This is a genomic window from Streptomyces sp. NPDC089915, from assembly GCF_040684675.1.
GTDB lineage: Bacteria > Actinomycetota > Actinomycetes > Streptomycetales > Streptomycetaceae > Streptomyces.
The window spans coordinates 16,707-32,637 of the sequence record NZ_JBFBGN010000082.1; the positions used below are offsets into that span (position 1 = coordinate 16,707).

10 protein-coding genes are annotated in these 15,931 nt (G+C 69.4%); 1 reads left to right on the forward strand and 9 read right to left on the reverse strand.

Features of this window, described 5'->3' with window-relative positions:
- Window positions 1-165 precede the first annotated feature (165 nt).
- From AB0O29_RS23070 to AB0O29_RS23085, 4 genes are all read right to left on the reverse strand, one after another.
- Entirely contained in the window at window positions 166-1,425 is a 1,260-nt protein-coding gene (locus AB0O29_RS23070) for a sugar ABC transporter permease (protein ID WP_365154206.1), read from the reverse strand.
- Window positions 1,426-1,454: 29 nt separating this feature from the next.
- Window positions 1,455-2,243, reverse strand: a complete 789-nt coding sequence (locus tag AB0O29_RS23075; RefSeq protein WP_365154186.1) for an ATP-binding cassette domain-containing protein — start codon at window positions 2,241-2,243, stop codon at window positions 1,455-1,457.
- A gap of 186 nt (window positions 2,244-2,429) precedes the next feature.
- Complete coding sequence (locus AB0O29_RS23080) at window positions 2,430-3,545, reverse strand: substrate-binding domain-containing protein (protein WP_365154188.1); 1,116 nt, start codon at window positions 3,543-3,545, stop codon at window positions 2,430-2,432.
- 118 nt (window positions 3,546-3,663) lie between these two features.
- Window positions 3,664-4,878 (reverse strand): ROK family transcriptional regulator, encoded by a 1,215-nt coding sequence (locus AB0O29_RS23085; RefSeq protein ID WP_365154190.1) that lies wholly within the window; start codon window positions 4,876-4,878, stop codon window positions 3,664-3,666.
- Window positions 4,879-5,404: 526 nt separating this feature from the next.
- On the opposite strand from AB0O29_RS23085, the gene mgtA reads away from it, so the two are divergent.
- On the forward strand, window positions 5,405-8,125 hold the full coding sequence (mgtA, locus tag AB0O29_RS23090; protein WP_365154192.1) for a magnesium-translocating P-type ATPase: 2,721 nt from the start codon (window positions 5,405-5,407) through the stop codon (window positions 8,123-8,125).
- Between the two features lie 15 nt (window positions 8,126-8,140).
- On the opposite strand, the gene AB0O29_RS23095 is transcribed toward mgtA, so the two are convergent.
- From AB0O29_RS23095 to AB0O29_RS23115, 5 genes are all read right to left on the reverse strand, one after another.
- On the reverse strand, window positions 8,141-9,076 hold the full coding sequence (locus AB0O29_RS23095) for a carbohydrate ABC transporter permease (protein ID WP_365154194.1): 936 nt from the start codon (window positions 9,074-9,076) through the stop codon (window positions 8,141-8,143).
- 12 nt (window positions 9,077-9,088) lie between these two features.
- Window positions 9,089-10,033 (reverse strand): sugar ABC transporter permease, encoded by a 945-nt coding sequence (locus AB0O29_RS23100; RefSeq protein WP_365154196.1) that lies wholly within the window; start codon window positions 10,031-10,033, stop codon window positions 9,089-9,091.
- Window positions 10,034-10,072: 39 nt separating this feature from the next.
- Complete coding sequence (ngcE, locus tag AB0O29_RS23105) at window positions 10,073-11,500, reverse strand: N-acetylglucosamine/diacetylchitobiose ABC transporter substrate-binding protein (protein ID WP_365154198.1); 1,428 nt, start codon at window positions 11,498-11,500, stop codon at window positions 10,073-10,075.
- A gap of 218 nt (window positions 11,501-11,718) precedes the next feature.
- Window positions 11,719-14,433, reverse strand: coding sequence for an aconitate hydratase AcnA (acnA, locus tag AB0O29_RS23110; protein ID WP_365154200.1), 2,715 nt, complete (start codon window positions 14,431-14,433; stop codon window positions 11,719-11,721).
- Window positions 14,434-14,695: 262 nt separating this feature from the next.
- Window positions 14,696-15,688: a LacI family DNA-binding transcriptional regulator gene (locus AB0O29_RS23115; protein ID WP_365154202.1), complete on the reverse strand. Its 993-nt coding sequence runs from the start codon at window positions 15,686-15,688 to the stop codon at window positions 14,696-14,698.
- Between the last annotated feature and the right edge of the window lie 243 nt (window positions 15,689-15,931).

Below are 15,931 nucleotides of genomic sequence, written 5' to 3' on the forward strand. Positions count from 1 at the left end.
CCCTTTGTCATACCTGTACACCTCGCGGCGCGGTCACACCTCCCAAACGGACGTATGACCGCACATCCGTACGTACATATGTACGCACAGGTGCCCGGTGCCACACGCAGTGGCACCGGGCACTGTGACGGGTCTTACCGTCCGGGTGACGCCCCGGGCGCGCGGTCAGGCGCGTCCGGCCGTCTTCTGGGTCTTGCGGGTGACCGAGTCGATGACCACGGTGGCGAGCAGGACCGCACCGGTGATCATGTACTGGATCGGGGTCGCGATCCCCTCCAGGGCCAGACCGTACTGGATGGAGGTGATGACCATGACGCCGAGGAGGGCGTTCCAGGTCCGGCCGCGGCCGCCGAAGAGGCTGGTGCCGCCGATGACGGCCGCCGCGATGACGTTCATCAGCAGGTCGCCGGCGCCGGCGCTCTGGTTGGCCGCCGCGATCTTGGAGGCCCAGAAGAGCCCGCCGACGGCGGCGAAGGTGCCGGCGATGGCGAAGACGGCGATGCGGACGCCGTTCACGTTGATGCCGGCGCGGCGGGAGGCCTCGACGCTGCCGCCGAGGGCGAAGACGTTGCGGCCGAAGGTGGTGCGGCGCAGCACGAAGTCCGTGCCGACCAGGGCCAGGACGAAGAGGACCACCGCGAGCGGCAGGCCCTTGTACTGGTTGAACACGACGGCGGGGCCGAAGGTGAAGACGGCCAGCAGACCCGTGCGCAGCAGGATCTCGCTCAGCGGCCGCGAGGGCACCCCGGCGGCCTCCCGGCGGCGGTTGTCGGTGTAGGCGGCGAGGAAGTACGCCGCCACGGCGACCGCGGCGAGGCCGTAGCCGGCGGCCACGTCCGAGAAGTAGTACGTGGTGAGCTTGCCGACCACGCCGTCCGGGTCGAGGTTGACGGTGCCGTTGCTGCCGAGGATCTGGAGCATGGCGCCGGACCAGAAGAGCAGGCCCGAGAGGGTGACCGCGAAGGCGGGGGCGCCGATCTTGGCGAAGAAGAAGCCGTGCAGTGCGCCGATCAGGGCACCGCCGGCGAGGGCGGCGAGGATCGCGAGCCATTCGTTCACGCCGTGGGTGACGGCGAGCACGGCGACGATCGCGCCCGAGACGCCGCTGACGGAGCCGACCGACAGGTCGATCTCGCCGAGCAGCAGGACGAAGATGATGCCGACGGCCATCATGCCGGTGGCGACCATCGTGATGGCGATGTTGGAGAGGTTCTCCGGGGAGAGGAAGTTCGAGTTCAGGCCCTGGAAGATGCCCCAGATGACGATCAGGCCCACGACGACCGGGATGGAGCCCAGGTCGCCGGCCTTCATCTTGCGGCCGAACTCGCTCAGGTAGCCGGACAGGCCCTGCTCGCGCACGAGCAGGCGCGGGTCCACCGCGGGTATGGCGTCCGCCGGGGCGGCGGGGTTGGCCAGCTTGGCCACGTCGTCCGCCGCGGTGTGGTGTTCGGTGCTCACTTGCGGGCCTCCCCGGTGCGGGCCGCCCGGCGGGTCACGGCGTTGTCCGTGGCCCCGGTGATGGCGGAGATGATCTCTTCCTGCGAGGTGCCGGCGACGTCGAAGACGCCGTTGTTGCGGCCCAGCCGCAGCACCGCCACCTTGTCGGCGACGGCCTTCACATCGGCCATGTTGTGGCTGATGAGGATGACCGCGTGGCCGCGCTCGCGCAGCCGTTCGACCAGGTCGAGGACCTGGGCGGTCTGCTCGACGCCGAGGGCGGCGGTGGGCTCGTCGAGGATGACGAGCTTGGGCTCGCCCAGCATCGAGCGGGCGATCGCCACCGTCTGGCGCTGGCCGCCGGAGAGGGAGGCGATGGGGATCCTGACGCTGGGGATCCGGATGGACAGGGTGGTGAGGAGCTCGCGGGCGCGGCGCTCCATCTCCACCTCGTCGAGCACGCCGTAGCGCTTGAGCTCGCGGCCCAGGAAGAGGTTGCCGACGACGTCGATGTTGTCGCACAGCGCGAGGTCCTGGTAGACGGTCGCGATGCCGAGGCTCTGGGCGTCGTGGGGCTTGCCGATGGAGACCGGACGGCCCTCCCACTCGATGACTCCGTCATCGATGGGGTGCACGCCGGCGATCGTCTTGACCAGCGTGGACTTGCCGGCGCCGTTGTCGCCGACCAGGGCGACGACCTCACCGGAGTGGATCTCGAGTTCTACGTCGGTCAGGGCCTGGACGGCGCCGAACCGCTTCGAGACCCCTCGCAACGCCAGCACGGGCGCAGCGGACACATGAACCATCTCCTTCGCCGCCTGACCGGCGGGGATGTCGTGCAAAAGAGCAGGAGCGGGGCGGATGGGGGATACGGGAGCGAAAGATGAAACGTTTCTGCCCGGCGCCCCGCGGGTGGCGGGGGCATGAGGGGCGGGGCGCCGGGCAGGGCGGGAGGGCCGGGTCGCCGCGGAGGGGGCGAGGGGCCGGGGGCCTTACTTGAGGCCGAGGGTGGCGCAGGCGGCCGCGTACTTGTCGGTGCAGATCTCGTCGACCGTGTAGACGCCGTCCTTGAGGACGGTGTCCTTGATGTTGTTCTTGGTCAGCGAGACGACCGGGATCAGCACGGAGGGGACGCCCTTGGTGGTCGGGCTGTCGACCTTGTTGTTGATGATGTCGTCGGCCTTCTTGCCCTGGGCGAGGGCGACGGCCATCTCGGCGGCGGCCGAGGCCTCGGGGGCGTACGGCTTGTAGACGCTCATGAACTGCTCGCCCGCGACGATGCGCTGGACTCCGGCGAGTTCCGCGTCCTGGCCGGTGACCGGGGGCAGGGGGTTCAGGCCGGCCGCCTTGAGGGCGGTGATGACGCCGCCGGCCATGCCGTCGTTGGCGGAGTAGACGCCGATCACCTTGTCCTTGCCGAGCGCGGAGAGGGCGCCCGCCATGTTGGTGTTGGCGTTCTCCGGCTTCCACTCCTTGGTGTCGTACTCCTTGCCGATGGTCACCTTGCCGTCGAGGACGGAGTGCGCGCCCTTCTTGAACAGCGCGGCGTTCGGGTCGGTGACGGAGCCGTTCATCATGACGATCTGGCCGTCCTTGGCCTTGTCGCCGAGGGCCTCCAGCAGGGCCTTGCCCTGCACCTTGCCGACCTCTTCGTTGTCGAAGGAGGTGTAGGCGTCGATCGGGCCCTCCGCCAGGCGGTCGTAGGCGACGACCGGGATGCCGGCGTCCTTGGCCTTCTTGACCGAGCCCGCGATGGCCTTGGCGTCCACGGCGTCGATGATCAGGACGTTCACCTTGTTGGTGATCATCGTGTCGACCTGGGAGTTCTGCGTGGTCGCGTCCTGCTTGGCGTTCGCGTAGACCACCTGGGCCTTGCCGTTGGTGAGATCGGAGATCTTCTTCTCGATCAGCGGCTTGTCGAACTTCTCGTAGCGCGCGGTCTGGTTCTCCGGCAGGAGCAGTCCGACCTTGATCGCGTCACCGGCGGCGGCACCGGAGGGCTTCTTCTCGCCGCCCCCCGCCTCCTTGGCGCTGCCACAGGCGGCCAGCGAGACGGCCATGGCGCCGGCGGCTACGGCTACGGCGGCTCTACGCATACGCGTGTTCATGAAGTGAACCTCCCTGACGAGGCCGCAACACCGCGGCCGAGGTGGATGTGAGTCAACCCCGGCCGCGAGTTTGTCGTCAAGGAGTGAATCCTTAACGAGATGACAACGGAGTCATCCGTTATCTAAATGAAGACAGGACGGCGGGGGCTCGCACCCCAATCCCATTTTCCGCCAAAAGCGTCGAATCGCCCATCTCGCTGAGTACGAGGGCGAGTGCGCCGAGTACTTCCGCGCGGCCGCCCAGGGAGCCCGTCAGCACGGACAACTGCCGCGCCGCGCTGGGGATCGCGTACCGGCCCACGGATTCCCGGATCGGCGCCAGGACCAGCTCACCGGCCTCCGCGAGCGATCCGCCGAGCACGATCCGGCTCGGGTTCAGGAGGTTGCAGAGGCTGGCCACGCCGCTGCCGACGTGCCGGCCCACGTCGGCGATGACCCGGCGGCAGCCCGGGTCACCCTCCCGGGCCAGCTCGACGACCTTCTCCATCGTCAGCTCCGGCCCGTGGCTGCCCTGGAGCAGCGGCAGCACGTAGCGGGCGGCGGCGAAGGTCTCCAGGCAGCCGCGGTTCCCGCAGCGGCAGACCGGGCCCGACTCGTCCAGGGTGATGTGCCCGATCTCCCCTGCGGTGCCGCCGGGCCCCCGGTAGATCTGGCCGTTGATCACCAGCCCGGCGCCCACACCGCTCGCCACCTTGATGTACGCCAGGTCCCTGACCCCGCGCCCGCTCCCCCACACCAGCTCGCCCAGCGCGCCGAGGTTCGCGTCGTTGTCCACGTAGACGGGGACGCCGAGGCGCTGCGAGAGCTCCTGGCGCGGATTGATCCCCGCCCAGCCCGGCAGGATGGCGGTGGAGCCGAGGGTTCCGGACTCCACGTCGATCGGGCCGGGGACGCCGAGCCCGACGCCGATGACCTTGTCCCGGGCCACGCCGACCTGCTCGACCAGCCGTCCGACCAGCGCTTCCGCCCGGTCGAAGCCGTCCACCCAGGAGGCGTCCACGTCCAGCGGCTCGGACTCCTCGGCCAGGACCTGGTGCGCGAGGTTGCCGACGGCCACCCGCAGGTGGGTGTGGCCGAAATCCACTCCGATGACGATGCCCGCGTCCCCGCTGAGCGAGACGCTCCGCGCCCGCCGGCCGCCCGCCGAGGTGTCGGTGACCTCGACGGTCCCGCCCTCCTTGAGCTCCCGGACGATGTTGGAGACCGTGGCCGCCGACAGTCCGGTGGTGCGGGCGATCTCCGCCTGGGTCAGCGAACCCGCGAGGCGCACCGCCCGCACGACCCGCTCGAGATTCGCGCGATGCAGTGAGGACTGCGATCCGGGAGTCTGCACGACTCATCCACTCCTGCCCATAAGCGACGGCCATCCGTCGCCCCCCGGCCGGTCGTCAAGGCTGCCTACTCCGAGACCCCGGCGTCTCTCCAACTTGTGAACCTTAAGTCGAGCGTTTGGCCCCTCTGGCGTCAAGGGCCGGACACATGCCGAAACGGACACGGCTGGCCAAAAGGATGAACACCGCCCTCCGGGAACGTGTTACGGTCGCTGAGGCGCCGGTCCTCTGCGGCCTCCAGGCCGGACCTGGCGCCGTGAACTGACGGCGCGACGCGAGGAGGTGTTCGGGATGAGTCCCGATCGAAGTCCTCGCCGCGCTCTCGTCGGCTGACCGTTCCGTCCAGGAACGCTCCACTTTTCTCTTTTCTCCCCCTTTCCGTATGCCCTGACCCTCCTGTCAGGCATACGTCATCCATGTCCACGGCGCACCCCGTGGCGGCTTCCGCCACCCCGCGCCGCACCATGACCACTCCACGTGACCGCGCGGCCGCGCGCTGCCCGGGCGCCGTGGAGGGAGGTATTCGTCATGACCATGCTCACCCCCCGTACCCCGTCGAAGCTCGCACCGCCGGGCCGGACCCGCCGCGAGCGCAAGGCCGCCGAGCTGGAGTCCGCCACCCGCCTCGCCGGCGAGCGCCTCGCCGCCGTCAGCGCCCGCCCGGCCGTCCGGGTCCTCCAGGACGCGGACACCTCCCGCGGCGGCCTCACCCACGGCGAGGCCGTGCGCCGCCTGGGCCTGCACGGCGCCAACGTCGTCGCCCGCGAGCGCACCCCGCACTGGACGGCGCAGCTCGCGAAGGCGTTCTGGAACCCCTTCATCGGCGTCCTGGTCTTCCTGGCCGCGGTGATGTTCTGGCAGGACCCGGGCGACCCCGGTGTCCTCATCCTCTCGGTGATGGTGGCGGTCAGCGGACTGCTGCGGTTCTGGCAGGAGTACCGCTCCGGCCGCGCCGCCGACGCCCTGAAGAAGCTCGTCACCACCACCTGCGCGGTACAGCGCCGGGCCGGCAGCGGCTCGGTCCCGACCACGCTGGAGATCCCGATGGACCAGGTGGTCCCGGGCGACCTGGTCCGGCTGGCGGCCGGCGACCTGATCCCGGCCGACCTGCGGCTGCTGACCTCCAAGGACCTGATGGTCAGCCAGGCGGCCCTGACCGGCGAGTCGTTGCCGGTGGCCAAGGCCGACACCCGCGCCGAGGACCTCGGCCAGCACGAGACCAACGACCCGGTGGAGGCGGACAACCTCTGCCTGATGGGCACCTCGGTCACCTCCGGCACCGCCACCGGCGTGGTCGTCGCGACCGGTTCCGGCACCTACTTCGGCTCCATGGCCGGCACCCTCGTCGGCGAGCGCCCGCAGACCAACTTCGACAACGGCGTACGCAAGGTCAGCTTCCTGCTGATCCGCTTCATGCTGGTGATGGTCCCGGTCGTCTTCCTGATCAACGGCCTGACCAAAGGGGACTGGAACGAGGCCTTCCTGTTCGGCGTCGCCGTCGCGGTGGGCCTGACGCCCGAGATGCTGCCGATGGTCGTCTCCGCCAACCTGGCGCGCGGGGCGGTGGCCATGTCCAAGCGCAAGGTCGTCGTCAAGCGGCTCAACGCCATCCAGAACCTGGGCGCCATGGACGTGCTCTGCACGGACAAGACCGGCACCCTCACCGAGGACCGGATCGTCCTGGACCGCTACCTCGACGTGCACGGCGAGGAGGACGGCGAGGTCCTGGAGTACGGCTACCTGAACGCGCACTTCCAGACGGGCCTGCGCAACCTGCTGGACCAGGCGGTCATCGACCGGGTGAACGAGGCCGAGGAGGTTGTCGTCGACGCACGTTTCACGATGGTCGACGAGATCCCCTTCGACTTCGCCCGCCGGCGGATGTCCGTGGTCCTGAACCGCAATTCGATGGCCGTCGGACCCGGCCGCTCCGAGCACGTGATGATCACCAAGGGCGCGGTCGAGGAGGTCCTGGACCTCTGCACCCACATGCGGGACCGGGGTGAGACCGTCGAGCTCACCGGGGAGCTCCGCCGGCGCGTCACCGCCATCGCCGAGGACAACAACCGCCGGGGCCTGCGCGTCCTGGCCGTGGCCACCCGGCGGATCGCGCGCCCGCGCGACACCTACGCCGTCGCGGACGAGGGCGGGCTGACCCTGGTCGGCTTCCTCGCCTTCCTCGACCCGCCGAAGGCCTCCGCCGCCCGGGCCCTGCGGGGCCTGGCCGACAAGGGCATCGCCGTGAAGGTGGTCACCGGCGACAACGAGCTGGTCGCCGCCCGGGTCTGCGCCGACGTCGGCATCGAGGTGGGCCGCGTGGTCACGGGCGCCGAGGCGGACGCCCTCGACGAGAGCGGACTGCGCGAACTGGCCGCCCGTACGACGGTCTTCGCCAAGGTCAACCCGGTCCAGAAGGCCCGCATCGTCCGGGCCCTGCAGGCGGAGGGCCACACGGTCGGCTTCCTCGGGGACGGCATCAACGACGCGGCCGCGCTGCGCGACGCCGACGTCGGCATCTCCGTCGACACCGCCGTCGACATCGCCAAGGAGTCGGCGGACATCATCCTGCTGGAGAAGGACCTGACCGTCCTGGAGCAGGGCGTGGTCCAGGGCCGCACCACCTTCGGCAACACCATCAAGTACATCAAGATGACGGCCTCGTCGAACTTCGGCAACGTCTTCTCGGTCCTGGTGGCGAGCGCCTTCATCCCCTTCCAGCCGATGCTCGCGATCATGCTGCTGGTGCAGAACCTGGTCTACGACATCTCCCAGCTGGCCACGCCCTGGGACCGGATGGACGAGGAGTACCTGCGCAAGCCGCGGAACTGGGACGCCAAGGGCATCTTCCGCTTCATGGTGACGATCGGCCCGATCAGCTCGGTCTTCGACATCACCATGTTCGTGGTCATGTGGAACGTGTTCGCCGCGAACACCGTGGGCGAGGCCTCGCTCTTCCAGACCGGCTGGTTCGTCGAGGGCCTGCTCTCGCAGACCCTCATCGTCCACATGATCCGGACCCGCAAGATCCCCTTCATCCAGTCCCGCGCCTCCTGGCCGGTGATGGTGATGACCGTCCTGGCGGTGCTGACCGGGCTCTGGCTGCCGTTCTCCCCGCTGGCCCCCGCGCTGGGCTTCACCGCCCTGCCGGCCGGGTACTTCCCCTGGCTGATCGGCGTGCTCCTCGCGTACTGCACGCTGACCCAGCTGGTGAAGACCCGCTACATCAGGCGCTTCGGCACCTGGCTGTAGCGGGCCCGCGCCGGGCTACTTGAGGGTGGCCGAGGTCAGTCCGGCCTGGATCTGGCGCTGGAAGGACAGGTAGACCACCAGCATCGGGATCATCGCGATGGTCACGCCGGCGAAGAGCACCGGCAGGTCCGTCTCGTAGCCCATCTGGTACTGGAGCTGGATCAGACCCTGGGTGAGCATGTAGCGCTCGGGGTCCGATCCGCTCTGGGGCTGCATCAGCACGGAGGGCAGGATGTACTGGTTCCACTGGCCCAGGACATTGAATATCCCCACGCTGATCAGGCCGGGCTTGGCCATGGGCAGCATCACCTGGAAGAAGATCCGGGTGTCGGAGGCCCCGTCGATCACCGCCGCCTCGTGCACCGCCGTCGGCAGGGTGCGGAAGAAGGAGTGCATGAAGAAGACGGTGAAGGGCAGCGAGTAGGCGACGTAGACGAGGATCAGGCCCTGGTAGGTGTTCAGCATGTCCAGGCGCTTGACCATGAAGAACAGCGGTACCAGCGCCAGGAACACGGGGAACATGGCCCCGCTGACGAAGAAGTAGTAGACGATCCGGTTCCCCGGGAAGGGGTAGCGGGCCAGCACGTACGCCGCCATCGAGCCGAGCAGCATGGTCAGCGGGACGGAGAAGGCCAGCACGATGAGGGTGTGGCCGAAGTAGCCGCCGATGCCCTTGTCCCAGGCCCGGCCGAAGGCGTCGAAGTGCCAGTGGGACGGCCAGCTCAGGGCGGAGGCGCCGATCTGGGAGTCGGTCTTGAAGGAACCGAGCGCCAGCCAGATCAGGGGCAGGACGATCAGTATCGCCCACACGGCGAGGAAGCCGTGGGAGAAGACGTTCAGCACCATGCCCTCGGAGCGGGCCTTGCCGCCGCCCTCGGGGCGGCCGCCCGGCCGGGACCGCTCGGCGGCGGACTCGCCGGGTGCCTTGATCACTGTGGACTCTGCGGTCATCGGGACTCCCGCTCAGAACTCGATGCGCTCGCGGCGGGTGGCGCGCAGCGTGACGACGGAGAGGATCATGGTCAGGAGCAGCATCACGACGCCCATGGCGCAGGCGTAGCCGCTCTTGCCGAAGTAGAGGAAGTTGCGCATCAGCACGGTCGCCATGACCTCGCTGTGGTGGTCCGGGCCGCCGCCGAACTGGCCGGAGGTCATCGTGGACACCAGGACGAACATGTCCATGGCCGCGATGCCCAGGTAGACCGCCGAGGTCTGCACGGAGTCCCACAGCAGGGGCAGCGTGACCCGCAGGAAGGTCTGCGCGCGGCCGGCGCCGTCGAGCAGGGCGGCCTCGTAGATGTCCTTGGGCACGGACTGCATGGCGGCCGAGAAGAGGACCAGGTAGAAGCCGACCCCGTGCCAGACGACCACGAGGAGCAGGCACCACAGGACCAGGTTCGGCCGGTTGAGCCATTCGACGGGGTGGGCCGGGTCGACGAGGCCGATCCGGGCGAGGAACCCGTTCAGCAGGCCGCCCGTGTCACTGCGGTACACGGCTCCGAAGAGGACCGCGAGGATGGCGAGGGAGAGGACCTGCGGGAAGAAGTAGACGATCTTGTAGAAGGCCGAGCCGCGGACGCCCCGCACCCCGCCGGCCCCGCTGCGCCCTCCCGCGTTCACCATGAAGGCGAAGAAGAGGGCGAGCAGGATGGTGATGACGGGGACGAACACCAGGAGCAGCAGGTTGTGCCACAGGGCGCCGCGGAAGACCTCGTCCCGCATCAGGGCCGAGTAGTTCTCCAGGCCGACGAAGTCGAACGTCGGGGACTGGCCGGACCAGTTGGTGAAGGAGTAGCCGAACGTCTGAACGTACGGCCAGATGACGAAGGTCAGGTACAGCGCGAGCGGCAGGACGAGGAAGCCGGCGATGAAGCCGGTCCGTCCCTTGCTCCGGGCTACTTGGCTCATGGTGTCCGTCCCTGGTGACGCCGCCGGTTGGACGTGGGGTCAGCTGCGGTGGTTGTTCTTGGCGTTGGGGTCCTTGGCGGCCTTGTCCACCGCGGCCTGGGCCCGCTTGATCCACTCCTTCGGCTGGATGCGCTGGGCCATCAGCTCGTTGGACGCGTTCTGGATGTCGGTGTCCATCTCGCTGTACCAGTCGGGGTACAGGTAGTTGAAGGTGTCCTCGCCGGCGGCCTTGACTGCGGCGACGGCCGACTGGGTGCCCGGGCGGAGCTTGACGGCCGGGTCCACGCCGTCCTTGACGACGGTGAGGGAGTTGGCCTGCTGGGCGAAGGTCGTCGACCATTCGCGGGAGAGCATGGTGCGCAGGAACTCCAGGCCGCCGGCCTTGTTGGCGGCCTTCTCGGGGACGACGAAGGCCTCGTTGGCGCCGGCCCGGATGGCGGTGAAGGGGAGCTTGCTGTCGGCGAGCAGCGGCACCGGCAGGAACTTCATGTCGAAGTCCTCGGGGGTCTGCTTGAGCTGCTCGTTCTCCAGCCAGGAGCCGGAGGGGATGAAGGCCGCCTTGTACTGGTTCCAGGCGGTCTGGGACTCCGTGTGGGTGAGGCCGTTGGTGCCGGGCATCAGGTAGCCCTTCTCGACCACCTCGTAGATCGCCTCGACGGCCGCCAGGGCGGCCGGGTTGCCCTCGAAGGCGTTGGGCTCCAGGTTGTCGATGGCCTTCATGGCCTCCAGACCGCCCTTCTTGGCGATCAGGTCCATGATCACTACGTTGATGTAGTAGGGGTACTTCCCCTGATGGGCCAGGCCGCCGATGCCGGCCTCCTTGGCCTTGGCGCAGATCGCCAGGAACTCGTCCCAGGTCTTGGGCTCGGTCCAGCCCTTCTCCTTGAAGAGCTTGCCGGAGTACCAGAGCCCGAAGACGGTGTACACGTAGTTCAGCGCGACGAACTTGCCGCCCTGGGTGCCCTGTTGGACCGTGCCGGCGATCAGGGTGTCGCGGACCTTCTTGTTCGGGTCGTCGAGCGAGGGGGCGTCGAGGATGGGGGTCAGGTCGGCGAGCTGGCCCCCCTTGGCCAGGACGTCGATCTTGATCATCTGGGCGCCGGAGTCGTTGAGGACGTCCGGCGGGTTGCCGCCGTTGAACCGGGGCTGGAGCTTGGCCGCGATCTCCTGGGTGCCCAGGTGGGAGCTGGTGGTGCCCCACTTCTTGTCGAACGCCGCCTCCCAGGCCTTCGCGTAGTCGTCGCCGAAGCCGCCCTTGAAGATGACCACGTCGAGCTTGCCGCCCTTGGCGAGGCCGAAGGGGTTCTCCTTGGACACGGGCCCCTTGTCCGGGCCCTTCGTGGAGGCGTCCCCGCCGCCGGAGGCGCAGGCGGACAGGAAGCTCATCGTCGGCACGGCGATCAGGCCGAGCGCTGCGGAGCGCTTGATCAGATCGCGGCGGCCGAGGCCCTCACCGGTGGATCCCATGCTCAAGTCCTCGCCTTCGTCAGGATTGGGGCACAGGTATAGTCCACTTCCGCTTCGCTGAGCAAGATCGTGCACAAGGATCGTTCCCGGCTTTTCCGAGTTGAGACCTGTCCGTCATCTGAATCCTCCGCCCCGAAAAGCGGAAGGGCCGCACCCCCTTGACGGGGGTACGGCCCTATGGTGCCGATAACCGGCGGATCGCTCCGCCTGGCGCGCCCTTAGCCGCGGATGAGGTTGCGGAGGACGTACTGCATGATGCCGCCGTTGCGGTAGTAGTCCGCCTCACCCGGCGTGTCGATGCGGACGACCGCGTCGAAGGAGACACCGGTGTCGGTGGTGACCTTGACCGTGCGCGGGGTGGTGCCGTCGTTCAGCTCCTCCACACCGGTGAAGGAGAAGGTCTCCTCGCCGGTGAGGCCCAGGGAGGCCGCGGTGGCGCCCTCGGGGTACTGGAGCGGGAGGACGCCCATGCCGATCAGGTTGGAGCGGTGGATGCGCTCGTAGGACTCGGCGATGACGGCCTTGACGCCGAGCAGCGCGGTGCCCTTGGCGGCCCAGTCGCGGGACGAGCCCGAGCCGTACTCCTTGCCCGCCAGGATGACCAGCGGGATGCCGGCGGCCTGGTAGTTCTGCGAGGCGTCGTAGATGAAGGAGACCGGCGCGCCCTCGACGGTGAAGTCGCGGGTGAAGCCGCCCTCGGTGCCCGGCGCGATCTGGTTGCGCAGGCGGATGTTGGCGAAGGTACCGCGGATCATGACCTCGTGGTTGCCGCGGCGGGAACCGTACGAGTTGAAGTCGCGGCGCTCGACGCCGTGCTCCGTGAGGTACTTGCCGGCCGGGGTGTCGGCCTTGATCGCACCCGCCGGGGAGATGTGGTCGGTGGTGACCGAGTCGCCCAGCTTCGCCAGCACGCGGGCGCCGGCGATGTCGGAGACCGGGGTGGTCTCCATCGTCATGCCCTCGAAGTAGGGGGGCTTGCGGACGTAGGTGGACTCGGCGTCCCACTCGAAGGTGTTGCCGGTCGGGATCGGCAGCGCCTGCCACTGGGCGTCACCCGCGAAGACGTCCTGGTAGGACTTGTTGAACATGTCCTCGCCGATGGCGTTGGCCACGACGTCGTTGACCTCGGCCTCGGAGGGCCAGATGTCCTTGAGGAAGACCGGGTTGCCCTCGGCGTCGGTGCCGATGGCCTCCGTCGTGACGTCCACCTTCATGGAGCCCGCGATGGCGTACGCGACGACCAGCGGCGGGGACGCCAGGTAGTTCATCTTGACGTCGGGGTTGATGCGGCCCTCGAAGTTGCGGTTGCCCGAGAGGACCGAGGTGACCGCGAGGTCGTGCTCGTTGATCGCCTTCGAGATCTCCTCGTCCAGCGGACCGGAGTTGCCGATGCAGGTGGTGCAGCCGTACCCGACGAGGTTGAAGCCCATCTTGTCGAGGTACGGGGTCAGGCCGGCCTTGTCGAAGTAGTCGGTGACGACCTTCGAGCCCGGGGCCAGGGTGGTCTTGACCCACGGCTTGCGGGTCAGGCCCTTCTCGACCGCCTTCTTGGCCACGAGCGCCGCGGCGACCATGACGTAGGGGTTCGAGGTGTTGGTGCAGGAGGTGATCGCGGCGACGGTGACGGCGCCGTGGTCGATCTCGAAGGAGGTGCCGTCGGCCAGGGTGACCTGGGTCGGACGGGTCGGGACGCCGTTGGCGGCGGCCGGGGCGTCGGAGGCCGGGAAGGACTCCTTGCCCGCCTCGTCGGCGTCGTCCACGTAGTTCAGGACGTCCACGGCGAACTGCTGCGCGGCGTTGGCCAGGACGATGCGGTCCTGCGGGCGCTTCGGGCCGGCGATGGAGGGGACGACCGTGGAGAGGTCGAGCTCCAGCTTCTCGGAGAAGTCGGGCTCGGCCTTCGGGTCCAGCCAGAGGCCCTGCTCCTTGGCGTACGCCTCGACCAGCGCGACCTGCTGGGCGTCGCGGCCCGTCAGGCGCAGGTACTTCAGGGTCTCGTCGTCGATCGGGAAGATCGCGGCGGTGGAGCCGAACTCCGGCGACATGTTGCCGATGGTGGCGCGGTTCGCGAGCGAGGTGGCGGCGACGCCCTCACCGTAGAACTCGACGAACTTGCCGACGACGCCGTGCTTGCGCAGCATCTCGGTGATGGTGAGCACCAGGTCGGTGGCGGTGGTGCCGGTCGGCAGCTCGCCGGTCAGCTTGAAGCCGACGACGCGCGGGATCAGCATGGAGACCGGCTGGCCGAGCATCGCGGCCTCGGCCTCGATGCCGCCGACGCCCCAGCCGAGCACGCCGAGGCCGTTGACCATGGTGGTGTGCGAGTCGGTGCCGACGAGGGTGTCGGGGTACGCCTGGCCACCCCGGACCATGACCGTGCGGGCCAGGTGCTCGATGTTGACCTGGTGGACGATGCCGGTGCCCGGGGGGACGACCTTGAAGTCGTCGAAGGCGGTCTGGCCCCAGCGCAGGAACTGGTAGCGCTCCTTGTTGCGGCCGTACTCCAGCTCCACGTTCTGGGAGAACGCGTCCTTGGTGCCGAACTTGTCGGCGATGACCGAGTGGTCGATGACCAGCTCGGCCGGGGAGAGCGGGTTGACCTTGGACGGGTCGCCGCCGAGCTCCTTGACGGCCTCACGCATGGTGGCGAGGTCCACGACGCAGGGGACGCCGGTGAAGTCCTGCATGATCACGCGGGCCGGCGTGAACTGGATCTCCTGGCTGGGCTGCGCCTGGGAGTCCCAGCCGCCGAGCGCCCGGATGTGGTCGGCGGTGATGTTCGCGCCGTCCTCCGTGCGGAGCAGGTTCTCCAGCAGGACCTTCAGGCTGTAGGGAAGGCGCGCGGCGCCCTCGACCTTGTCCAGCCGGAAGATCTCGTACGACTCGTCGCCCACCTGCAGCGTGCTGCGGGCGTCGAAGCTGTTCGCCGACACGACAGTCTCCTTCATGCATGATTTCGCGCGTATTACCGCATCCTGCCGCCACGCCCTGTGGCCAATCCGCTAAGGTAAGGCTAAGTTAGGTAGCCCTTACCCGCGGGGGCGGCTGCGGTGCGCCTTCGGCAGATATCTCGATGTCGAGATAACTCTAGTACATGGCCGCGCCTCGGGTCAGCACGCCTCCGTGTCCGTCTCGGCACGTCGCACCGCCCCGCACTCGCCGTTCACTGCTGCCGCACATCTCGTCACGGCGCCCTCAACGGAGGGACGAGGTCCGGTGGAGCAGGGCCGCCGGGACCGTCAGCCCGCCCGGCGCGGCGGGGGTTCCCGGCTCCAGCAGGGCGACCAGGGCGGCCACCGCCGCCTCGGCGAGCGCCTCCGGGTGGAGGGTGACGGTGCTGACCGGAGGACGGCAGTCCGCGTACGCCGGGTCCTCGCTCGCGCAGACCAGCAGCAGGTCCCCCGGCACCGACAGGCCGTGCCGGGCGGCGGCGGCCAGGGCCTGGCGGCCGCCCGGGTCGTACAGGGAGTAGACGGCGTCGGCCCCGCCCCCGGCGAAGACCCCGTCGAAGGCGTGGCCGGGACCGTCGTGGGGGTCGAAGCGGACCGGCAGCGGGGTCCGGCCGCGCCGGGCGCACCAGCGCCCGTACGCCTCGGTGACGGCCCGGGTGTAGTGCTCGTCGCCGAATCCGGCGTGCAGCGCGATGCGGCGGGCCCCGGCGGAGGCGAGGTGGTCGAGGACCTCGTGGGTGGTGGCGGTGTGGTCGTTGTCCACCCAGACGTCTCCGGGACGGGGGTCGGCGGGGCGCCCGTCGAAGACCAGCGGGATGCCCCGGGCCCGCAGGGCGCGCAGCACCGGGTCGTCGTGGGGGCTGTCGAGCAGCAGCATCCCGTCCACCGCGAGGTGGTGCCAGGCGGTTGCGGCCCCGCGGTCGGCGGGCAGGGTGGTCAGGGCGTAGCCGCGGGCGTGGGCGGCGGAGGTGGCGGCGGTCAGCCAGCGCGAGAAGTAGGCGACGGCCACGAAGTTCCAGGGGGCCCCGGCGAAGGTGGTCACGGCCAGGCCCAGGGTGCGGGTGCGGGGCGTGCGCGGGGCCCCGTACCCCAGGCCGGTCGCGATCTCGCGGACCCGGCGGCGGGTGCCCTCGCCGAGCCGTCCGGTGCCGTTGAGGGCGTGCGAGACCGTGGCGGTGGACACCTCCGCGGCGCGGGCGATGTCGGCGAGGGTCGGTCCGGGCGGCACGCGGGCCATCGTACGGATCAGGCGGGCGGCGGGGTACGGGGCCGCCGGGGCGGACCGGGGCGGATCGCCCTGCGGAATCCGTCGCGGGGGGCGGGTTCTGGTTAAGGGGTTAATCACCGAGTGTCCTGGCCACAGCCAACGGTTTGGAGTGGTCATGACGTCTTCTGTTTCCCGGCGCGGGCTCCTCGCGGCGGCCGGTGCCGCCGGGGCGGCGGGTCTGCTGGGCGCCGGCCCCGACGCACTGGCGGGGCC

Coding starts and splice junctions, on each gene's coding strand:
- AB0O29_RS23115 (WP_365154202.1), bottom strand. CDS start 15,688: ATGGCCCGCGTGCCGCCCGGACCGACCCTCGCCGACATCGCCCGCGCC.
- mgtA (WP_365154192.1), top strand. CDS start 5,405: ATGACCATGCTCACCCCCCGTACCCCGTCGAAGCTCGCACCGCCGGGC.
- AB0O29_RS23095 (WP_365154194.1), bottom strand. CDS start 9,076: ATGACCGCAGAGTCCACAGTGATCAAGGCACCCGGCGAGTCCGCCGCC.
- AB0O29_RS23080 (WP_365154188.1), bottom strand. CDS start 3,545: ATGAACACGCGTATGCGTAGAGCCGCCGTAGCCGTAGCCGCCGGCGCC.
- AB0O29_RS23075 (WP_365154186.1), bottom strand. CDS start 2,243: ATGGTTCATGTGTCCGCTGCGCCCGTGCTGGCGTTGCGAGGGGTCTCG.
- AB0O29_RS23100 (WP_365154196.1), bottom strand. CDS start 10,033: ATGAGCCAAGTAGCCCGGAGCAAGGGACGGACCGGCTTCATCGCCGGC.
- ngcE (WP_365154198.1), bottom strand. CDS start 11,500: ATGGGATCCACCGGTGAGGGCCTCGGCCGCCGCGATCTGATCAAGCGC.